The sequence below is a fragment of the Bradyrhizobium sp. WBOS08 genome (assembly GCF_024585125.1).
GTDB classification, from domain to species: domain Bacteria; phylum Pseudomonadota; class Alphaproteobacteria; order Rhizobiales; family Xanthobacteraceae; genus Bradyrhizobium; species Bradyrhizobium japonicum_B.
Map to the genome: position 1 here is coordinate 5,569,669 of NZ_CP028988.1, position 20,277 is coordinate 5,589,945.

Here is a 20,277-nt window from a genome sequence, read left to right on the forward strand (position 1 = left end):
TCAGGCCAACCGACCTCGCTCACGATGGACGCTTCCTTCCCGTAATCATCGCCGTCACCAAGCTTTCGCGGTGCTCGAAGCTTGCCAGCAGCACACCAAGCACATGGACGACCACGAGGCCGATCGTGAGGTTGGCGAACGTCTCATGGACCTCCTCCACCCATTTCGCTCCCCAAAAGCTGTCGGTCGTCATCATGTAACCGGTGGTGCAGGTGCCGATCAGCATGACGATCAGCGCCACGACCATCGCGCCGCCGGCAGGATTGTGGCCGAGATAGCGTGACGCCCTGAGCAGGGCCACGTCGCGCATATAGGCGAGCACCGCGCGCGGCGAGCGCACGAAGTCGCTGAAGCGCGCATGGCGCGGTCCCACGAAGCCCCACACGATCCGGAGCGCAAGCAACCCGGCAATGGTGTAGCCGGCGGCGATGTGGATTTTTTCGATCTCGTCCCCGGTCGCATAAGCGAGCAGAAACAGCCCGGCCAGAGACCAATGGAACACGCGCACGAAAAGGTCCCAGACCTTCACGGTAGCCGGCGGCTTGGCGCCGCCGGCTACGACCGTATCATGCATGGCGGTCATGGTGCGGCCCCTTACAGCCGACCGACGATCTGGCCGCTGGTCGGATCGACGAACAATTCGACCCGGCTGCCGGACTTGTCGATCGTGTAGAGCTCGCCACAGGCATTCTTGAGCTTGGCCTTCTGGACCTTGTAGCCCTGGCCTTCGATCTTGGCCTGCAATTGCTCGATCGACAGCCAGCTGGCCTGCGGCGCCGCGGTGCAGGGGCGTCCGAGGCTGCCGGCGTGAGCGGTCGTGGCGGCTGCGAGCATGGCGGCGGCGGTGCCGATCATGGTGATCTTGCGCATGGTTCTCTCCGGTTTGTGGCGCCCGGCCGCGTCATGCGGCGAGGCGATGAGCGGACATTGCCCGAACAGCCCTGACGGCCGCCTGTTGATCCACGTCAGCGATTTGTCAGGTTGATTGGGGCATTCTCTGCCAATGCAATCCTCGCGCTTCCTGGAATCTCTCGCGGTGCCGCTGCTGGCAGGATTCCTGCTGGCGCCGTTGCCTGCGGCCGCAGGCGACCACGACAAAGTCGCGCCCGAGGCGGTTCGCCGCGCAGTCGAGGCGGGCGAGATCAAGTCACTCGCCGACATTCTCGCCGCGCTCCGTGGCAAGCTGCCCGGCGAGGTAGCCGGGGTCGAGATAGAGCGTCAGCGCGGCCGCTGGATCTACGAGTTTCGCCTCGTCGACGACAAGGGCCGGCTCTACGAAGCGTACGTGGACGCGCGCAGCGGCGAGATCGAACGCATCAAGGAGAAGTGATGCGCCTGCTGCTCGTGGAGGACGACCGACGGATCGCGGCCGATGTTGGAAGGGCGCTCCGCGCGGCCGGTTACGTGGTCGAGACCGTCGGCAACGGCGAGGAGGCCTGGTTTCGCGGTGACACCGAGGATTACGGCGCGATCGTGCTTGATCTCGGCCTGCCCGGCATGGACGGTCTGGCGGTGCTCAAGCGCTGGCGCGCGAATGGGCGGTCGATGCCGGTGCTGATCCTGACGGCGCGCGGCAGCTGGGCCGAGCGCGTCGATGGCATCGACGCGGGCGCCGACGACTACCTGCCGAAGCCGTTCCGGATGGAGGAATTGCTGGCGCGGCTGCGCTCGATCGTGCGCCGCTCGGCAGGGCATGCCTCCCCACGGATTGTCGCCGGCGAGGTCGAGCTCGACGAGCGTCAAATGAAGGTGACGCTGCGCGGCGCACCCGTCGCGTTGTCGCCGCTGGAATACCGCCTGATCGCCTTTCTGCTGCACCATCGCGGCCGCGTGGTGTCGCAGCAGGAGCTCGAGGAAAACGTCTATGGCCACAACGAGGACCACGAGTCGAATGCGCTCGAAGTGCTGATCGGCCGCGTGCGCAAGAAGCTCGGAGCCGACCTGATCGAGACCCGGCGCGGCTTCGGCTACCTGGTACCGGAGACCACGCCATGAGCTGGGGTTCGCTGCGGCTGCGACTGGTCGCGGGCGGACTCGTCGCCATCCTGATCGCGCTGACGATAGCCGGCGCCGGGCTGACGTTGCTGTTCGAACGCCATGTGGCGCGCACCATCGGCGACGACCTCGACGTCTATCTGAAGCAACTCGTCGCCGGTATCGACGCCGACGCGCAGGGCAGGCTGGTGGTGGGCCGGCCGCCCGCCGATCCTCGTTTTGACGACCCTCTTTCGGGCTTGTACTGGCAGGTATCGGACGATGGCGGACAGGTGCTGCGTTCACGTTCGCTGTGGGACACGGCGTTGGACCTGCCGCGGGATGAGCCGTCGCCTGGCGAATTGCACCGTCACGTCATCCCCGGACCTGCAAACGCACAGCTCCTGGTCAGTGAACGCCGCGTGCTGCTCACCTTGGGCGACCGCCGTGCGCCGGTGCGCGTCGCGGTGGCGGTCGATCTCGCCCGCGTCTCGGCCGCCGCCTCGCATTTCGCCAAGGACCTGACGCTGGCGCTTGGCGTGCTCGGGCTGGTGCTGGCGGCGGCCACCTCGATCCAGGTCGGCCTCGGCCTTCGTCCGCTCGACGCACTTCGCCGCGGCGTCGCGGACGTTCGCTCCGGGCAGCGCAAGCATCTCCCCGTCGAGGTCCCGACTGAGGTGAAGCCGCTGGTGGAGGAGGTCAACAGCCTGATCGACGCCCAGGAAGGCGAAATCGAGCGGTCGCGCCGCCGCGCCGCCGACCTGGCGCACGGGCTGAAGACGCCACTTGCCGCGCTCGCTGCCGATGTCGCGCTCTTGCGTCAGCGCGGTGAGCAGGAGGTCGCGCAGGCGATCGAAGCCGTCGGCGAGACAATGAGCCGTCACGTCGACCGCGAGCTGGCGCGTGCGCGGGCGAGGGGAACGGCACGCCTGCGCGGCGGCATTTCCACGCCGCTCAGGCCGCTGGTCCAGTCTCTGATCCTGACGCTGGCGCGGACGCCTGCGGCACAGCGGCTCCACTTCAAGACCTGCATCACGGGCGAGCCGAGCGTGCCGCTCGATCGCACGGATCTGGCGGAAGTGCTGGGCAATCTCCTGGAAAACGCCGCGCGACACGCCAAGAGCGAGGTGCGCATCGGCGCGGATGCGGCCAATGCGGCGATCACGGTCGAGGATGATGGTCCGGGCATCGCACTCGCCGAACGTTCACGCGTGCTCGAACGCGGGGTCAGGCTGGACGAGCGAGGCGAAGGGGCCGGCCTCGGCCTCGCCATCGTTCAGGACGTGCTCAGTGCCTACGGATGGCAGCTGATTCTTGCGGAGTCCGAGCTCGGTGGATTGAAAGCCGTCGTTGCGCCGGAGGGCAGCCGCGCTGCTGCTGATCGAAGTCCCCAGCCGCTCGCTTGACGCGCTCTTGCGGTCGTCAGCGCCGCACGATCGATCCGGTGCGGCCGATCAGGCGGGCGAGCTGGCGGAAGCGGCTGCCGACGCGGTCGGCGACGAGGTCGCCGAGGCGGTGCTCGAACACCAGCATCAATTTACGTCCCTGGCTGCGGAAATGCGTGGCGGGCAAGACACCCGGGCGCGCCGCCGAGATCAGATGCGCGACGCGGAACGCAGCGCCCAACAGACGCGCGCGTTCGAGCTGCGCCGGCGTCAGCAGTTCCTGCGTGGTGACCGGCGGCTGATTTTCTTCGCTGAGCCCCGCATAGCGATAGAAAACCGACAGGCCGACGAAGGCGCGCTCGGTGTGGGTGATGGCGCCGAAATTGCCGTTGACGACGAGGCTCAGCGTCTGCTCGCCGCGGTGATCCGGATGCACGCGCCAGCCGATGTCGGACAAGAGGCAGGCGGTGTGGCGCAGCCGCCGGTCCTCCTCGGTCTCGCGCAGCTTGACCACGCGCACGAGGCGATCGGTCCAGGCGATCAGCTCGTGGGCGTGCTTGGCCGAGCGCGACAGCAGCTGATTCAGCTCCTCCGCGGCGCAGATCAGGCCGTCCTTGTTGCGTTCCGCCTCCGCCAGCTTCTCGTGCAGCAGGCCCTCGCGCACGCCGAAGGTCGAGAACACGATGGTCTTGGGCTTCGCCACCCGGATGATGTGCTCGAGCACGAGCGCCGCATAGGTGAGGAGCGGGCGGCGGGCGTCGGCGACGCTCTCGATGTCGGCGAGCATGTTCGCGGCCGCGAGGCGCCGCAGCCTGCGAGAGAAGTCGAGCGCTTCCGCCGCGGACAGCGAATAGCCGTGCATCACCTGGAGCGGATAGCCGCTCTGGATGATGTGAATGCGCGCGAGCGCGCGCCAGGTGCCGCCGACCGCGTAGAAGGTGCGGCCGCGGCCCGCCGTGAGCTGCTGCACCTCGTCGAGCTCCTCGCGCACGATGCGGTCGGCACGCTTGAGCGATTTGTGCGCGAGATCCTGCAGCGCGAGTCCGCCCAGCGGCAGCGTCACGCCGCTGCGCACGCTGTTCTTGCGCACGTCGATCAATTCGAGCGAGCCGCCGCCGAGGTCGCCGACGATGCCGTCGGGATGATGGATACCGGAGATCACGCCGAGCGCCGACAGCCGCGCCTCGCGCGGGCCCGACAGGATCTCGATGTCCACGGCGCAGATGCGTTCGGCCTTGGCGATGAAATCAGCGCCGTTGGAGGCGTCGCGGCAGGCTGCGGTCGCGATCGCGAACACGCGCCCGACCTGCATCACGCGGCACAAGGCGCGAAAGCGCTTGAGCGAGGTCAGCGCCTTGTCGACGGCGTCGGGGGCGAGCAGGCCCGTACTCTGCACCTCGCGCCCGAGACCGCACAGCGTCTTCTCGTTGAAGATCGGAATGAGGCTCCGCGCCAGCGCCTCGTAGACGACGAGACGGACCGAGTTGGAGCCGATGTCGATGACCGCGACGCTCGAGCCGCGCTTGCGCGGCCGCTTCACGTCGGAAATCCCCGATCAGGATGGATGGCGTTCGTTCCGGCGCGTGAGACGACGCGGCGAGGATTCCTTGAGCGACTTTCCACGGCCAGACAGACTCGGATTTGTCATGAAGTAGTTGTGGACGTTGAAAGGCTCCTCGCCTTTCGCGGTCTTCATACGCGTTGAGGACCCATCCGGCAACAACTGCCAGCTCTGCTCGTTGTCTTTCAGGTTGGCGACCATGATCTGTTCGAGAACCTGCTGATGAACCGTCGGATTTTGCAGCGGGCACAGCACCTCGACGCGGCGGTCGAGGTTGCGCGGCATCATGTCGGCGGAGGAGATATACACAGCCGCCTTGGCGCTCGGCAGGCCCTGGCCCATGCCGAAGCAGTAGATTCGGCCGTGTTCCAGGAAGCGGCCGATGATCGACTTGACGCGGATGTTCTCGGACAGGCCGGGAATGCCGGGGCGCAGGCAGCAGATGCCGCGCACCACCAGCTCGACCTGCACGCCCGCCTGCGAGGCCTCGTACAGCGCGTCGATGATGTCGGGGTCGACCAGCGCATTCATCTTCATCCAGACCGCGCCGTGCCGGCCGTGCCGCGCATGCGCGGTCTCGCCCTGGATGTGCTCGATGATGCGCTTGCGCAGAGTGAGCGGCGACACCGCCATTTTTTCCAGATCGCTCGGCGCGGCGTAGCCGGTGATGAAATTGAACACGCGGGCGGCATCGCGGCCGATGGTCGGATCGGAGGTGAAGTAGGAGAGGTCGGTGTAGATGCGCGCGGTGACCGGGTGATAATTGCCGGTGCCGGTATGAACATAGGTGGTGAGGCTGCCGCCCTCGCGGCGCACCACCATCGAGAGCTTCGCGTGCGTCTTCAGCTCGAGGAAGCCGTAGACGACCTGCACGCCGGCGCGTTCGAGGTCGCGGGCCCAGCGGATGTTGGCTTCCTCGTCGAAGCGCGCCTTCAGCTCGATCAGTGCCGTGACGGACTTGCCGGCCTCGGCGGCTTCGGCGAGCGCGCGCACGATCGGCGAGTTGTTGGAGGTGCGGTAGAGCGTCTGCTTGATCGCGACGACGTCGGGATCGCGCGCGGCCTGCTGCAGGAACTGCACCACGACGTCGAAGGATTCGTAGGGGTGATGGACGACGAGGTCCTTTTGCCGGATCGCGGCAAAGATGTCGCCGCCGTGCTCGCGCACGCGCTCGGGGTGGCGCGGCACGTAAGGGGTGAATTCGAGATCGGGGCGGTCGAGGCGGGTGAGCTGCGAGAGCTCGTTCATCGCCTGCACGCCGTCGACCAGGAAGACCTCGTCGTCGGCGGCCGAGAGCGCGTGCTGAACGAAGCTGCGCAGCTGCTCCGGCATCTTGGCGTCGATCTCGAGCCGGATCACCGACCCGCGGCGGCGGCGCTTCAGCGCCGTCTCGAACAGGCGGACGAGGTCTTCCGCCTCTTCCTCGATTTCGAGCTCGGAGTCGCGGATGATCCGGAAGGCGCCCTGGCCGTGCACATTGTAGCCGGGGAACAGGCGGTTGATGAACAGGCCGGTTGCCTGTTCCAGCGAGATCAGCCGGACGATCTTGCTCTCGGCCGGCAGGCGGATGAAGCGGTCGATCTTGCCGGGCATGCGGATCAGGGCGTTCATCTGTCTGCCGTCGGCGGCGCGCGTGAGCTGGAGCGCGATGGTGAAGCCGAGGCTCGGAATGAACGGGAAGGGGTGGGCAGGATCGATCGCCAGCGGCGTCAGCAGCGGGAACACGTTGTTGAGGAAGTAGTCTTCGATCCAGGTCCGTTCCGCCTTGGTGACGTCCTTGCCGTCGACCAGCACGATGCCGACGTCGGCCAGCGTGCCGCGCAGGTCGCGCCAGATCGCCTGCTGGTCGGAGGCAAGTTCGGACACGGTGCGGTTGATCAGCGCGAGCTGCTCGGATGGCGTCAGGCCGTCGGGGCTGCGTTCGGCAATGCCCTCGCGCACCTGGGCCTTGATACCGGCGACGCGGACCATGAAGAATTCGTCGAGGTTATTTGCCGAAATTGACAGGAATCGCACCCGCTCCAGCACGGGGTGGCTGGAATTGACGGATTCCTCCAGGACGCGGCGGTTGAAATGCAGCCAGGACAGCTCGCGATTGATGAATCGTTCGGGACTGGCCGCAATCGCCGGCAGGCCCTCGGCTTCCGCGACTTTCTCTTTTGTTTCAACGGCTTGCGCAGAGTCCATCAGAAGTCGGTCCATCCTGTCTCGCCTCACTTTGCGATCTATGCGCAAAACCCGCGGGAGCATGTGTTACAGCGATGACGTTTCGATGACATTGATGTTCCGCGGCTTGGCGGCGTCAAGCGGGCTCCGCGGCTCCCGGGCGGGCGAGCCTCAGGCGTCCCGCAGCAGCTCGGCGGCCAGCGCCCGGGTCACGGGACGGCCGAGCCGCAGGGCCTCGCTGTCGAGCAGTTCCACGGCCTGGCGGGCGGCGGCCGAGGACCGCTCCAGGCGCGTGGCGAGATAGCCGACCACGCTCTCGTCCACATTGAGCTGGCGGTCGGCACAGAATTTCAAAATCAGACCGCGGAAGAGCTGGTCGTCCGGGGGCAGCAGCGTGACGACAGGCACGGCGCGCATGCGCGAGCGCAGGTCGCGAAGCTCGATCTCGAGCGCGGCCGGCACCTCGCGCCCGGTGAAGAGCACGTAGGCGCCGTCCTCGCGGGCAAGGTTCATCAGGTGGAAGAGGGCGCGTTCGTCGAAATCGCCCGCCCGGACATCCTCGACCACCAGGGCGCCGGTGGCGAGCGCGCCCGGAACGCCGGCGGCCGTCAGCACGTTGGCGGCAGCCGAGCGGGCGCCCGATATGTCGGCCCAGATCGCGGCGAGGTGGCTCTTGCCGCTGCCTTCGGGGCCGGCGAGCCACATGATCCGGTTCGGCCATTCCGGCCAGCTGTCAATCAGGGCCACGCCGGCCGCGTTGGCGGGCCCTTCGAGGAAATTGTCCCGGCTGAGGCTCTCCGCATGCGGAAGCGCAAACGCCAATTGTCGGGGATGGACGCGGCCTGCCACGCTTGCTTTGCTCCTGCCGGCGCGCCGGCCCGTTTGAAGAGAATGCGACTTGATGGAGCGGAATTGGCCTTTTGCGGGGCCGCTTCCGCTCTCGCCCGGTCCGCTCTCACTTGTCATCCGCTCTCACTTGGCCTCGATCGTGCTCATGTGCCGCAGCCACCCGACGAGATAGAGCGACACCGACGAGAGCGTGAAGACAGTGACGAGGCCCATCAGGATGATATCATAAGGAGCCGGCTTGAAGCCGAAGGCAAGCGCCGCCAGCACCAGCGCCGCGAACGCCACCTGTGCCACCGTGTTGAGCTTCGACACTTTCGACGGCTTCATCTCGACCGGCCGGTCGAACAGCCAGGATATGATCACGGCGGCGACGATCATGATGTCGCGCGAGACCACCAGGATCACGATCCAGCGCGGGATCGCGCCCCAGATGCCCAGCGCCATGTAGATCGAGACCAGCAGGGCCTTGTCCGCGAGCGGGTCGAGCAGGGCCCCAAGCTCGCTCGTCATGTTGAAACGCTTGGCCAGGAAGCCGTCCACGGCGTCGCTGATACCGGCGATCAGGAAGACGGCGAACGCGACCTCCATTTGGCTCGACACGATGGCCCAGACGATGATCGGGACCAGCATGATGCGGCCCAGCGTAATGATGTTCGGAATACTCACGAAAGCGCTTCCCGGCACCCGGTCTACCTCGAAATCCGGCCCCTCGGGAGGCTGAACCGGTTGATATCTCTACATAGTATATGGCGGTGCGCCACGCGAGCCATTGCGTGTCCCCGGAATTCGACGTAACCAGCCGCAACCCCACTGGAAATCGGGCATGACCGACCGCAAAAACGGCCTCACTTACGCCGATTCAGGCGTCGATATCGATGCGGGCAACCGCCTGGTCGATCTGATCAAGCCGATGGTGCGCGCCACGGCGCGGCCGGGGGCCGATGCCGAGATCGGCGGCTTCGGCGGCCTGTTCGACCTCAAGGCGGCCGGCTTTAAGGATCCCGTCCTCGTCGCCGCGACCGACGGCGTCGGCACCAAGGTCAAGATCGCGATCGAGACCGGGCTGCACGGCGGGATCGGCATCGACCTCGTCGCCATGAGCGTCAACGACCTGGTGGTGCAGGGCGCCGAACCGCTGTTCTTCCTGGACTATTTTGCCTGCGGCAAGCTCGACCCGGAGGCCACGGCTTCGATCGTCGCGGGCGTCGCGGAAGGCTGCCGCGAATCCGGCTGCGCGCTGATCGGGGGTGAGACCGCCGAGATGCCGGGCCTCTACAAGGACGGCGATTACGATCTCGGCGGCTTTGCCGTCGGCGCCGCGGAGCGGGGCACGCTGCTGCCGCGCAAGGATATCGCGGCGGGCGACGCCGTGATCGGCCTTGCCTCGTCGGGCGTGCATTCCAACGGCTTTTCGCTGGTCCGCAAGATCGTGGAACAATCCGGCCTCGGCTTCGCCGCGCAGGCCCCGTTCGCACCCGTGATGACGCTCGGCGGCGCGCTGCTGACGCCCACACGGCTTTACGTCAAGTCCTGCCTGCGCGCGATCCGCGAGACCGGCGCGGTGAAGGGGCTTGCCCACATCACCGGCGGCGGCTTTACCGACAACATTCCGCGCGTGCTGCCGAAGGACCTTGGGGTCGGCATCGACCTCGCGCGCCTGCCGGTGCTGCCGGTGTTCAAATGGCTGGCGGCGCAGGCCGGCATCGCCGAGCTGGAGATGCTGCGCACCTTCAATTGCGGCATCGGCATGATCGCGATCGTCGAGCCCGACAAGGTCGATCGGGTGATCGAGGTCTTCACCGACGCCGGCGAGACCGTGGCGCAGCTTGGCACCGTGATCCCGGCCGAGGGCGAGCACCGCGTCGTCTATAACGGCCATCTCGATCTGGCGCTGTGATGAAGCGTCGCGTCGCCATCCTGATCTCCGGCCGCGGCTCCAACATGGCCGCACTGATCAGGGCCGCGAGCTCGGCCGATTTCCCGGCGGAGATCTCGCTCGTCATCTCCAACAAGGCCGATGCGCCCGGGCTCGAACGGGCCAAGGCGGCGGGTGTGAACACGCTGGTGATCGAGAGCAAGCCGTTCGGCAAGAACCGCGCCGGCTTCGAGAAGGTGCTGCAGGCTGCGCTCGATGAGCACGGCATCGAGCTGATTTGTCTCGGCGGCTTCATGCGCCTGTTCACGGCCGAGTTCACCAAAGCCTGGTACGGGCGGATGCTGAACATCCATCCCTCGCTGCTGCCTTCGTTCCCCGGCCTCGATCCGCACGGCCAGGCCTTGCGCGCCGGCGTCAAGCTGTCGGGCGCGACGGTGCACTTCGTGATCCCCGAGACCGATGCCGGCCCGATCGTGATGCAGGGCGCGGTTCCGGTCAGCGATCACGACACCGGAGATACCCTGTCGGAGCGCATCCTCGAGGTCGAGCACCGCATCTATCCCGAGGCACTGCGGCTGCTTGCGACCGGCAAGGTCCGGATCGAGGGCGATGTCTGCAAGACCGATGGAAGCGGGCCGTCGGAGAACTTTCTAGTGGCGCCGGTGGTGAGCTGAAACGATGCCCCGTCATTGCGAGGAGCTCTCGCGACGAAGCAATCCAGAATCGATCCGCTGAGAGATTCTGGATTGCTTCGCTTCGCTCGCAATGACGGAACTTGTGGCGGGCGCGCCGTACGATGAGCCCAGGCCACGAGCGAGCCCTTCACTTCGCGGCCCCCCAAACAAAATCCCCCGGCAGAGCCGGGGGCAACGTCATGATCTCTCGGCGTACCGCGAGAACGATCAGGAGACCTTGAGGTTCTCCGCGGAGGATTTGCCGCGGTTCTCCACGAGGTCGTATTCAACCACCTGGTTTTCGTTGAGGGTCGAGAGTCCGGCGCGCTCGACGGCGGAGATGTGAACGAAGACATCCTTGTCGCCACCGTTCGGCTTGATGAACCCATAGCCCTTGGTCGGGTTGAACCATTTGACGGTGCCCTTTTGCGGCATCGCTAGTCTCCTCCACTAGATACAAAAAAGACGCGGCCGCTTTTCGCGTGCCACGCCACAAACGGGCTTCCGGAAGTCTGTTCGAGTCTTGAGGCGCAATGTCGCGAAACGCACAGTCGAGCGGCCAATTCCGATTGTGTCCGATATTGCAACATGAAAATCGCGCGTTAGCAAGCAGAGCGCGAATTTCAAGGGCAGGCAGGCCGGGCCGATCTGCAATTTCCGACCTGTGGCGGCGGAACCACAATCGAGGCAATAGCCTGCGTGCCGGCATGCTAAGCGGTTGACCCTCCCCAGCAGTTCGGCCCAAATCGCGGCTTGCGTGCGCGTTGCATCTTGCGCGTCGCCATTGGCTTTCGGGATTTGTCGTCATGTGCTGCACATCGCAGCCCTCCGGGACACGGCAGACGATCGGGCGTGGCCGCGTCGGCAGGGTCGCGGCAGCGATCGCGATGGCGTTTGCGATCGTCGTGATGATGTCGGCCATATCGCCCGTCCTGGCGCAAAGCCCGACGCCCACGCCGACCCCGACACCCACGCCGTCACCGACCCCGATCCCGACGCCGACATCGACCAATTACGACCAGTCGGTCCGCAACGGCGCGCTCAATCTCGGCTCCAGCTTCCTCGAGCGGCTCGGCAACCAGGCCTCGGGTGGTTTCAACCGGGCGTTCCGGACCAATCCCGGCGGCGGCGGCGCATCGGCGAGCACGGAAGATCCGCGCTACCGCACCTGGGTCGAGGGCTACGGCATCTCGGTCCGCACCGACGCGCAGGGCGACTTCGTCGGCGACAAGCGCAAGACGGTTGGCGGCGTCGCCGGCTTTGGCGCGCGCGTTGCGCCGGGCGTCAACCTCGGCTTCTCCGTCGACCAGAGCCACACCGACGTCGACGTGCCACTGGCGCTGCAATCGGCAACGCTCGACCTGACGCAAATCGGTTTCAGCGGCTCGGTCGACAAAGGCCCGTGGACCTGGGCCTTCGCCGTGGTGCACGGCTTCGGCAAAGTCCGCTCCAGCCGCGATACCGGTCTCGGCCTTGCGACCGCGGGTTATCGCGCGGCGGTCGACGGCGCCCTGACCGAGATCAGCTATTACTGGACCCAAGACCAGATGCGTATCGTGCCAAAGGGGGCGCTGGAATATGTACGCGCCACCAGCGCGGCGTTCCAGGAGACCGGCGGGCTCGATCCGCTCAACGTCGGCTCGACGGCGCTCGCGCGCGCACGCGTCATGATCGGGGCCGAGATCGGCCGCTATTTCATCATCGACCAGAAAATCCTCGACCTGTCCGCCTACGGCAAGTTCGTCGACAATTTCCACCAGGATCTCGGTTCGATCCAGGTCAGCCTGGGAACCCAGAACATCGTCGTTCCCGGCATCGGGGAGAGCCGCTATGGCGCGGATGCCGGCGCCTCGGCTTCACTCAGCCTGACCAGCGTGGCGCGGCTCTACGTCAATTACGACGGCAAATTCCGCAATGAGCTGACGTCGCACCAGGGCACGGTCGGCTTCGAGTACAAATGGTGAGCTCAAGCCCGCCGGCGCTCAAGCCGGCGTCGTGGCGACATATCCCGTCAGCCCAAACCCCTCGCGCGCGGCCGCCATCATCGGCACCAGCGCGTTCGGATGGATGAACTCGTCGCGGAAGCAGGGATAGGTTTTGGGATCGAAGATCTTCTTCAGCCAGTCGACCACGATCTTGTGGCGCTCGGAGGCGCGGAACTCCTTGTGATAGGTGAGCCAGAGATCGGCGTGGTGGCTGACGCCGAGATCGACGGCGATCAGCGGCGCGCCGAGTGCGATCGAGACCGTCGGCAGGAAGCCGATGCCGGCGCCGCGTTCGACGGCATAGAGCACCCCGACCGAGGAATTGGTCTTGATCCCGACGATGCCCTCCAGCGACTTCAGTCCGAGCACGCGGGCATAGGCGCCGTCGTCGACCTGCGGCGCGCTCTGCTTGATGATGCGGTGGTCCTTCAGCTCCGCAAGGGTCGCCGGCACACCGTAGAGGCTTTCGTACTCCTTGGAGACGAAGGGATAGATGTGCAGGCGGCCGAGCTTGGTGACGATCAGGTCGGGATTGGTCGGCGGCTCGAGCTGGATCGCGATGTCCGATTCAAGCCGTGCGACGTCGGCCTGCTCCATCGCGCAGCGCAGATCGACGGTGATCCTGCGGTAGGTCTTCTGGAAGTCGATCAGTCGCGGCAGGATCCAGAAATTGCCGGGCCCCTCCGTCACCGCGACGCGCACGGTGCCTGAGGTGTCGTTCGACGATCGCGAGGCGCGCCGGAAGACGTTGAAGGCATGACGCTCCATATGCGCAACGTCGGCGATCATTGCTGTGCCTTCATCGCTGAGCGTGAGGCCGCTCTGATCGCGCAGGAACAGCTTGCAGCCGATGCTCTCCTCGAGCCGGTCGACCCGGCGCATCAGCGTGGTCGAGGTGAGCCCGAGCTCCTCGGCGGCATTGCGGAAACTTTTATATTTTGCGCACGCTAAAAACAGTTTCAAATCGTCCCAGGACGCATCCAGGGCCTCTTCACGGTGCTGCGTCATCGCAGCACCCCGGTGCAATAACTGGTGCATACTCCTGATCTCCAGCCGCTAAGCTCCTCGGCGTAGCGGGGCACGAAAGCCTCGAACGATAGAGGCGTGATATGGGTATGGAAAGGGGCTCGTTTGCCGCAAGGCATGATTTCGATGCCTTGCCGCTGAGCCCGGATGTGGACGTCCGGTGCGCGCAATCTTCCGAAATAGCCGCGCTGGCGCAGATGGCGCACCGGCTGGTGCCGGGCGTGCGGATCGGAGCGGAAGAGCTTGCGCGATATGCCACGTTCGATCCCCAGAGCATTCTGACGTTCAGCCGAAAGGGCCGTCTCGTCGGCGGCATGGCCTTCCTGTTTCTCAATGACCGCGGGCATGATGCGCTGCTGCTCGACGAGATCTGCCTGACCGCGCCCGAGACGCGCTATCTCGCTTCCGCGAAGGAAGACGTCGCCGCCATCTACATCTGGGCGATCGCGGCGACGGGGCGAGGTATCGCCGGTCTCGGCAAGGCGGCGGCGCATCTGCGACAGCTAAGGTTTCGCGGCGCGGATTGCTATGCGCAGCCGTCAACGGTGGCCGGACGCGACATCATGAGGGCGACCGGCTTTGCACCGGTCCCAAGCTTCCAGCCCGACCTCTGGTGCTACGAGCGGCCCTGGCATCGGCAGCCGATGCGCATGCCGGGCGCGATCATTCAAGCAAGGAGTTTTGCAAATGCACGGTACTAGGATTCCCGTCGCCAAGCCCAGTTCCCGCGCCATCAGCATCCGCCTTGCGCGAGATCCAAACGATCTCATGCTGGTCACCGCCATTCGCTCCGCGGTCTATCTCGCCGAGCAGGATTGTCCGTTCGAGGAGGAGTTCGACGGCAACGACATGGTCGCGGCGCACTTCATCGGCTTCGTCGGCAACGAACCTGCGGGCTGCCTGCGGGTGCGCTTCTTCGGCGATTTCGCCAAGGTGGAGCGGCTTGCGGTGCGGCACCAATACCGGCGCTCGCGCGTCTCGTTCAAGCTGGTGCAGGCCAGCGTCGACTACGTGAAGCGCAAGGGATTTCGCAAGATCTACGGTCAGGCGCAGGACAGGCTGGTGGATTTCTGGGCGCATTTCGGCGCCAAGCCGCTCGGCCATAATCGCAAGATCACCTTCTCGGATTTTTCCTACACGGAGATGCTGCTGGAGATCGAGCCGGGCCCGGACGCGATCACGCTGGACAGCGATCCCTATGTGATCATCCGTCCCGAGGGCGATTGGGACCGGCCGGGCGTGCTCGACGCCTCGGCGGGGCGGGCGGTGACCTCACCGCTGCGGGACCTCGCGCTCGCCGACCGCTGAAACTGGTGCAGCTCGGCGCAACATAATGCTGGCTTCCATCCACGACGATCCGCCGATCCTGGTCTGCGCGGATCTGCAGATCGAATATCTGACCCCAGGGCGCCGCCACGTCATCCTCGACGGCGACGGCGCCATGGCGCGCTGCCTGGAACTCCTGACGCTGTGGCGCGGCAATCTGTGGCCGGTGATGCACCTGAAGCGCATCGCGCAGGCCGCCTGGTTCAATCCAGCATCCAGGCTGACCGATTGGATCGCGGAGATGAAGCCGCGGCCGGGGGAACTGACGTTCGAGCACCCGCTGCCGTCCGCCTACAGCTCGTCGCGGTTTGTGGACTACATGTCCAATATCCGCAATGTGCACTGCATTCTGGTCGGGTTTTCGCTGGACGAGACGATCCTGGCCACCGCCGCCGACGGGTTTCACCGCAGCCATCGCTACCAGGTCGTCGCCGACGCCGTGGCTTGCCGCCAGCCGGGAACGGGCGATGCTGTCGCCTATAAGCATGCGGTAGTGAATGTGATCGGGAATTTTGCTACAATCCAATCCAGCGCCGAACTGATCAGAACCAGCGGCGTCGTTGCGGTGTAGGCGCCCGCAACCGGCGGATGGGGTGCGGGATTGTCACGGGGAGACGAGCTCGAGGAGCTGGCCAGCGACCTGTCGCATGCCGCCGAGAAGGCGCGCAGGCTTGGTCTGCCGACGACGGTCTATCTGCTGTCGATGGCGCTGGTTGAGGTGAGGGAAGCCGCAGCCGGCGCCGACGACGGGCATGACGACGGCGCGGCGTGAGAGCGGCCCCCCAGCCGTTTCCGAGATGCGGTTTCTGCGACATGCAGTTCTGTGGTGTGCCGTTCCGTGATGCGCGGCTTTGTCGTCTGCGGCTTTGTGCAACGCTGCTGAGCGCTTGCTGCCGGCGAATTGGCGTTGCAAGTTCTGCGCTATCGCAATAGCCAAGGGACTGATCATCGAGTGATGACGCCGGCTATGCCTGCGACGTGACGCTTTCAAGGATCCTCGCAAATGTCCATGCTGCCCAATTCGCAAGAGGCCCGGGATGTGGCCTATCAGCTCCATCCCTACACCAACGCGCGCACGCATCAGCAGGCCGGTCCCCTGGTGATCGAACGCGGTGATGGTCCTTACGTCTTCGATGCGTCGGGCAAGCGCTATTTCGAGGCGATGGCCGGGCTGTGGAGCGTCGGGCTCGGCTTCAACGAGAAGCGCCTGGTCGAGGCGGCGCACAAGCAGATGCAGGCGCTGCCGTTCTATCACACCTTCTCCGCCAAATCGCACGGGCCCTCGATCGACCTCGCCGAGAAGCTGGTCGCGCTCGCGCCGGTTGCGATGAGCAAGGTGTTCTTCACCAATTCCGGCTCGGAAGCCAACGACACCGTGTTGAAGCTGATCGCCTATCGCTCCAACGCGCTCGGCCAGCCGCAGCGCAAGAAGGTGATCAGCCGGATGCGCGCCTATCACGGCGTCACCATCGCCTCCGCCAGCCTCACGGGCTTGCCGAACAACCACCGCTCGTTCGACCTGCCGCTGCCGAACATTCTGCACACGGGCTCGCCGCATTTCTACAAGGACGGCGCCGCCGGCGAGAGCGAGGAGGCGTTTGCGACGCGCCGCGCGGAGGAGCTCGATGCGCTGATCCAGAAGGAAGGGCCCGATACGATCGCGGCGTTCTTCGGCGAGCCGGTCATGGGCGCGGGCGGCGTCGTCGTGCCGCCGGCGACCTATTGGGACAAGATCCAGGCGGTCCTGAAGAAGTACGACATCCTCCTGGTCGCCGACGAGGTGATCTGCGGCTTCGGCCGCACCGGCAAGATGTTCGGCTGCGAGACCTACGGCATCAAGCCGGATGCGATCGTGGTCTCCAAGCAGATCACGTCGAGCTATTTCCCGCTGTCGGCGATCATCATGAACGACCGTATGTTCGAACCGATCGCGGACGAGAGCAACAAGATCGGCGTGCTCGGCCACGGTTTTACCGCCGGCGGCCATCCGGTCGGCTCGGCGATCGCGCTGGAGAACCTCAAGATCATCGAGGAACGCGGCCTGGTCGCGCATGCGGCCGAGCTCGGCGCCTACATGCAGGGCCGCTTGCGCGAGCTCACCAGCCATCCGCTGGTCGGCGAGGTCCGCGGCGTCGGCATGATCGCGGCGATCGAGCTCGTGCTCGACAAGGGCCGCAAGACGGCCGCGGCAACGCCCGGCGCGGTCGGCGGCATCGCCAGCCGCATGCTGCAGGAGCGCGGCGTGATCTCGCGCAACATGCTGGACGCCATCGCCATCTGCCCGCCGCTGATCGTCAACAGGTCCCATATCGACGATCTGGTCGCCGCGATCTCGGGCGTGCTGGACGACATGAAGACGGAAGTGGCCAAGCTGACGCCGGCGTAGAGCGGCATTGGAGATGGTGGACCCTCACCCTGAGGAGCGCGCACGTTGCGCGCGTCTCGAAGGGCGAGGCCACCAGCCGGGCCTTCATCCTTCGAGACGCGCGTTCCGCGCTCCTCTCCATGAACACCGATTAGGCGCCGGTGGCTGGATAGGGAATGATTTGCTGACCGAGCTGACGAGCCAGCCGGCGCAGAATGCGGTGTTTGGTTTCCAATACTTTCTCCTCGTATTGAGCCACGCCGGGCAACCAGGCGCACCAGAGGATCAAGCAGCCACACTGTCTCCCGGCGGCGCTCCGCAGCCAACGATACCGTGTTCATGGTCCGTGTGCAGTGCCGGTTTTGGCGCTGGCGGCTCAGGATGAGGATCTGGTTCTGCCGCCGCTGTGACGATCGTGCTGGCCGACTACGCCCGCTGCACCCCGATCACGCGCCCCTTTTCGATCGCCAGCGCCAGCTCGCCGCGCTTCAGCTTGAGCGCAGCCTCGCCGAACAATTCGCGGCGCCAGCCGCGCAAGGCGGGCACGTCGGCCTCGTCGTCGGCCGCGATCTCCTCGAGGTCGTCGACCGTCGCGATCACCTTGCTGGCGACCGCGTGGCGCTCGGCGGTCATGCGCAGCAGTACCTTCAACAGCTCGACGATGGCGGCGCCGTTGGAATTGTTGCGCGGCTTTTCCAGCTTCGGCAGCGTCGCAAAATCCCGCTTCAGCCCGCGCTCGACCGCGGCGACGATGTCCGCGCCCCATTTGGATTTCTCGAACCCTTTCGGCACCGAGCGCAGATGGGCGAGCTTCTCCAGCGTGGTCGGCGCGTGGGTGGCGATGTCCGTGATCGCCTCGTCGCGCAGCACGCGGCCGCGCGGCACGTCGCGGCTCTGCGCCTCCTGCTCGCGCCAGGCCGCGACCTCCATCAGCACCGCGAGATCCTTCGGCTTGCGCACGCGCGTCTTCAGCCGCTCCCAGGCCCGCTCGGGATGGAAGTCGTAGGTTCGGGGGGAGGTGAGGACCTCCATCTCGATGGAGACCCATTCGCTGCGGCGGCGCTTTTTGAGGTCGGCGTCGAGCGCGGCGAACACGTCACGCAGGTGGGTGACGTCGGATACCGCGTAGTGCATCTGCTCCTTGGTCAGCGGCCGGCGCGACCAGTCGGTGAAGCGGTGGGTCTTGTCCGGACGGTGGCCGGTAACCTTTTCGACCAGCGCGTCGTAGGCGATGCTGTCGCCGTAACCGAGCACCATCGCGGCGACCTGGGTGTCGAACACCGGGTGCGGGATGATGCCGGCCTGATGCCAGATGATCTCGATGTCCTGACGGGCGGCGTGGAAGACCTTCAGCACGCTCTCGTTGGCCATCAGCTCGAAGAACGGCTTGAGGTCGATGCCGGCAGCCAGGGTGTCGATGACGATGGCTTCCTCGGCGCTGGCCATCTGCACCACGCAGAGCAGCGGGTAGTAGGTGGTCTCGCGCAGGAACTCGGTATCGACGGTTATGACGGGGTGCTTGGCCAGCCGGCTGCAGGCAGCCGCGAGGTCAGCGGTGGTGGTAATCAAATCCATGAACGGCCCATGACACTTGATATCAGCCGTTCTGCCGAAAGTGCTGTGATGTCAAGGGGCTCGATGCGAATTCGAGCCTTGCATCGGGGCCGGAATCGCTTTTTCCGACGAAATTTCTATTCGTAACGGACCCGGTGCGAGGATTTTCGGGCGCAGGGCAGCGCCACCACGATCACGCACATGACGACCAGCGCCAGCCCCAGGAACTCGAAAACCAACAGATCCACGGCGAAACCTCCAGAAACATCGGTAGATTTGTCGGTGGTGCGTTGAGGGTCTGTTAATCGCGATGGTTACCGGCGGTGCGGCCGGGCGGATGGTGGACGGGGAGTTAACGGGATTCGGCCCGGCAGAAACTCAAAGCGCAGCGCCGATGAAGTCGTGAGCAGTTCATCCGACCGCATGATCGACGATGGTTTTCACGAACTGCGCGTCAACGGGTTCACGCGAGAACCAACGGCGAAAGAACAGAGGGCCGACGAGGCTGGCTACGATATCGCCCGTGGCACGCCGATGGAGCGACGGATGGCCGGTTGCTTTGGCCCGCTCGATGACAGCTTCAAAAGGTGCCATGAAGTTACGGTGCAACTCATTTTGTACCGCAGCGATCTCCGGGTCGCGTTCAGCGGCGTCGAGGATCGAAGGGTAAGCTTTGCTCCAGGTCGTCCCGTGGAGCGCGTCAGCAAGACTCGTGAGTAGCGTGAGGAGGTCGCGGCGAAGGCTGCCCGAGTCCGGTATCGCCGCCGGCGTGCCGAAGCTCGCGCATGCATCAAGCAGCAGCGCTGATCTCGACGGCCAATGTCGATAGATGGTCGTCTTCGAGACGCCTGATTGCCGAGAGATCGCATCAATGCTGACCCCGCTGATCCCACCCTGTGACAGCTGTCGGTACGTTTCGGCCAGCACGGCCGATCGGGAACGCTCGACGCGCTTGTCGGGGGGGCGGGCATCTCGTTTCATCATCGCTTGCTGACTTGCTCGTGGTGGCTGCGGCACGAGAACCGTAGCAAATTGAACGGCATCCGCCATGGCGAGCGGACGCTTGACTTATCTGGCAACAGTACGATACCGTATCGTTCATTTTATCTTGCAGCAAGGATGTGCCCATGCGCTTCGCGTACACGCGCCTCGTCACCAATGACGTTCAGCGGCTGACCGCCTTTTACGCCAACCTGCTCGGTGCCGACCCCCAAGGCGGCGGCGACTACGTCGAGCTGCGCCCCGGCGGGGCGATTCTTGCGATCGTCAGCCGGCAGGCAGCGGAGCAGATGCACGGGGGTACATGGCTGCCCACGCCCAACCGATCGGCGATCCTGGAGTTCGAAGTCGCCGACGTCGATGCCGAACGTGCACGGATCGACGGCCTGATCTGCGACTGGTTGCAGCAGCCCAAGAACATGCCTTGGGGCAACCGCTCCATGCTGTTCCGCGATCCGGACGGAAACCCGATCAACGTTTTCAGCCCGCCGCCCGCGCACGGTCAGGCGGAGGATTAAGCCCGCGAAGGTGGTCGCA

General features: G+C 65.5%; 22 protein-coding genes. 12 read left to right on the top strand and 10 right to left on the bottom strand.

Annotation, left to right across the window (positions count from 1 at the left end; translation table 11 throughout):
• Nucleotides 1-19: 19 nt before the first annotated feature.
• Both DCM80_RS26130 and DCM80_RS26135 read right to left on the bottom strand, forming a co-directional pair.
• A complete protein-coding gene (locus tag DCM80_RS26130) occupies nucleotides 20-583 on the bottom strand; it encodes a cytochrome b/b6 domain-containing protein (protein ID WP_257194347.1) in 564 nt (187 codons plus the stop codon).
• An 11-nt stretch (nucleotides 584-594) separates the two neighbouring features.
• Nucleotides 595-870 (bottom strand): PepSY domain-containing protein, encoded by a 276-nt coding sequence (locus DCM80_RS26135; protein WP_257194348.1) that lies wholly within the window; start codon nucleotides 868-870, stop codon nucleotides 595-597.
• A 133-nt stretch (nucleotides 871-1,003) separates the two neighbouring features.
• Here DCM80_RS26135 and DCM80_RS26140 point away from each other — a divergent pair, with 133 nt between their 5' ends.
• From DCM80_RS26140 to DCM80_RS26150, 3 genes are read left to right on the top strand one after another with little or no spacing between them, the layout of a single operon-like run.
• Nucleotides 1,004-1,330: a PepSY domain-containing protein gene (locus tag DCM80_RS26140; RefSeq protein ID WP_257180353.1), complete on the top strand. Its 327-nt coding sequence runs from the start codon at nucleotides 1,004-1,006 to the stop codon at nucleotides 1,328-1,330.
• Complete coding sequence (locus tag DCM80_RS26145; protein WP_257194349.1) at nucleotides 1,330-1,995, top strand: response regulator transcription factor; 666 nt, start codon at nucleotides 1,330-1,332, stop codon at nucleotides 1,993-1,995. The genes DCM80_RS26140 and DCM80_RS26145 overlap by 1 nt, the downstream gene beginning before the upstream one ends.
• The gene (locus DCM80_RS26150; protein ID WP_257194350.1) at nucleotides 1,992-3,380 is read left to right on the top strand and encodes a sensor histidine kinase; all 1,389 of its coding nucleotides are present in this window, start codon (nucleotides 1,992-1,994) and stop codon (nucleotides 3,378-3,380) included. Before DCM80_RS26145 ends, DCM80_RS26150 begins: the two co-directional genes overlap by 4 nt.
• A gap of 16 nt (nucleotides 3,381-3,396) precedes the next feature.
• Here DCM80_RS26150 and ppx read toward each other — a convergent pair whose 3' ends face one another.
• From ppx to DCM80_RS26170, 4 genes are all read right to left on the bottom strand, one after another.
• Nucleotides 3,397-4,899 (bottom strand): exopolyphosphatase, encoded by a 1,503-nt coding sequence (gene ppx / locus DCM80_RS26155; protein ID WP_257194351.1) that lies wholly within the window; start codon nucleotides 4,897-4,899, stop codon nucleotides 3,397-3,399.
• Between the two features lie 15 nt (nucleotides 4,900-4,914).
• The gene (locus DCM80_RS26160) at nucleotides 4,915-7,107 is read right to left on the bottom strand and encodes an RNA degradosome polyphosphate kinase (protein WP_257198059.1); all 2,193 of its coding nucleotides are present in this window, start codon (nucleotides 7,105-7,107) and stop codon (nucleotides 4,915-4,917) included.
• A 150-nt stretch (nucleotides 7,108-7,257) separates the two neighbouring features.
• Nucleotides 7,258-7,935 carry a DnaA ATPase domain-containing protein gene (locus DCM80_RS26165; RefSeq protein ID WP_257194352.1) on the bottom strand — a complete coding sequence of 226 codons (678 nt, stop codon included), beginning with the start codon at nucleotides 7,933-7,935 and terminating at the stop codon, nucleotides 7,258-7,260.
• Between the two features lie 123 nt (nucleotides 7,936-8,058).
• Nucleotides 8,059-8,601, bottom strand: coding sequence for a CDP-alcohol phosphatidyltransferase family protein (locus DCM80_RS26170; protein WP_028136806.1), 543 nt, complete (start codon nucleotides 8,599-8,601; stop codon nucleotides 8,059-8,061).
• A 157-nt stretch (nucleotides 8,602-8,758) separates the two neighbouring features.
• Between DCM80_RS26170 and purM the strand changes: the two genes are divergently transcribed.
• Together purM and purN are read left to right on the top strand one after the other, a co-directional pair.
• Complete coding sequence (gene purM, locus DCM80_RS26175; RefSeq protein WP_257194354.1) at nucleotides 8,759-9,832, top strand: phosphoribosylformylglycinamidine cyclo-ligase; 1,074 nt, start codon at nucleotides 8,759-8,761, stop codon at nucleotides 9,830-9,832.
• Nucleotides 9,832-10,485 carry a phosphoribosylglycinamide formyltransferase gene (purN, locus tag DCM80_RS26180; RefSeq protein ID WP_257194356.1) on the top strand — a complete coding sequence of 218 codons (654 nt, stop codon included), beginning with the start codon at nucleotides 9,832-9,834 and terminating at the stop codon, nucleotides 10,483-10,485. The genes purM and purN overlap by 1 nt, the downstream gene beginning before the upstream one ends.
• Before the next feature lie 228 nt (nucleotides 10,486-10,713).
• Here the strand turns inward: purN and DCM80_RS26185 are convergent, their stop codons facing one another.
• Entirely contained in the window at nucleotides 10,714-10,920 is a 207-nt protein-coding gene (locus tag DCM80_RS26185; RefSeq protein ID WP_008551638.1) for a cold-shock protein, read from the bottom strand.
• Between the two features lie 371 nt (nucleotides 10,921-11,291).
• Here DCM80_RS26185 and DCM80_RS26190 point away from each other — a divergent pair, with 371 nt between their 5' ends.
• Nucleotides 11,292-12,449, top strand: a complete 1,158-nt coding sequence (locus DCM80_RS26190) for an autotransporter outer membrane beta-barrel domain-containing protein (protein ID WP_257194357.1) — start codon at nucleotides 11,292-11,294, stop codon at nucleotides 12,447-12,449.
• Between the two features lie 18 nt (nucleotides 12,450-12,467).
• Here DCM80_RS26190 and DCM80_RS26195 read toward each other — a convergent pair whose 3' ends face one another.
• Nucleotides 12,468-13,508 (bottom strand): LysR family transcriptional regulator, encoded by a 1,041-nt coding sequence (locus DCM80_RS26195; RefSeq protein ID WP_257194358.1) that lies wholly within the window; start codon nucleotides 13,506-13,508, stop codon nucleotides 12,468-12,470.
• A gap of 71 nt (nucleotides 13,509-13,579) precedes the next feature.
• Between DCM80_RS26195 and DCM80_RS26200 the strand changes: the two genes are divergently transcribed.
• The 5 genes from DCM80_RS26200 (at nucleotide 13,580) to DCM80_RS26220 (ending at nucleotide 17,208) form a co-directional block, all read left to right on the top strand.
• Nucleotides 13,580-14,197, top strand: a complete 618-nt coding sequence (locus DCM80_RS26200; RefSeq protein ID WP_257194359.1) for a hypothetical protein — start codon at nucleotides 13,580-13,582, stop codon at nucleotides 14,195-14,197.
• Nucleotides 14,184-14,804, top strand: a complete 621-nt coding sequence (locus DCM80_RS26205) for a GNAT family N-acetyltransferase (protein ID WP_257194360.1) — start codon at nucleotides 14,184-14,186, stop codon at nucleotides 14,802-14,804. Before DCM80_RS26200 ends, DCM80_RS26205 begins: the two co-directional genes overlap by 14 nt.
• Nucleotides 14,805-14,829: 25 nt before the next feature.
• Nucleotides 14,830-15,393: a cysteine hydrolase gene (locus DCM80_RS26210; RefSeq protein ID WP_257194361.1), complete on the top strand. Its 564-nt coding sequence runs from the start codon at nucleotides 14,830-14,832 to the stop codon at nucleotides 15,391-15,393.
• A gap of 30 nt (nucleotides 15,394-15,423) precedes the next feature.
• Nucleotides 15,424-15,594, top strand: a complete 171-nt coding sequence (locus tag DCM80_RS26215) for a hypothetical protein (protein WP_196236032.1) — start codon at nucleotides 15,424-15,426, stop codon at nucleotides 15,592-15,594.
• Between the two features lie 231 nt (nucleotides 15,595-15,825).
• Nucleotides 15,826-17,208, top strand: coding sequence for an aspartate aminotransferase family protein (locus DCM80_RS26220; protein WP_257194362.1), 1,383 nt, complete (start codon nucleotides 15,826-15,828; stop codon nucleotides 17,206-17,208).
• Nucleotides 17,209-17,613: 405 nt separating this feature from the next.
• Here DCM80_RS26220 and rnd read toward each other — a convergent pair whose 3' ends face one another.
• Nucleotides 17,614-18,762 carry a ribonuclease D gene (gene rnd, locus DCM80_RS26225; protein WP_257194363.1) on the bottom strand — a complete coding sequence of 383 codons (1,149 nt, stop codon included), beginning with the start codon at nucleotides 18,760-18,762 and terminating at the stop codon, nucleotides 17,614-17,616.
• Nucleotides 18,763-19,152: 390 nt separating this feature from the next.
• Complete coding sequence (locus tag DCM80_RS26230; RefSeq protein ID WP_257194364.1) at nucleotides 19,153-19,791, bottom strand: TetR/AcrR family transcriptional regulator; 639 nt, start codon at nucleotides 19,789-19,791, stop codon at nucleotides 19,153-19,155.
• 77 nt (nucleotides 19,792-19,868) lie between these two features.
• Here DCM80_RS26230 and DCM80_RS26235 point away from each other — a divergent pair, with 77 nt between their 5' ends.
• Entirely contained in the window at nucleotides 19,869-20,258 is a 390-nt protein-coding gene (locus tag DCM80_RS26235; protein WP_257194365.1) for a VOC family protein, read from the top strand.
• Nucleotides 20,259-20,277 lie beyond the last annotated feature (19 nt).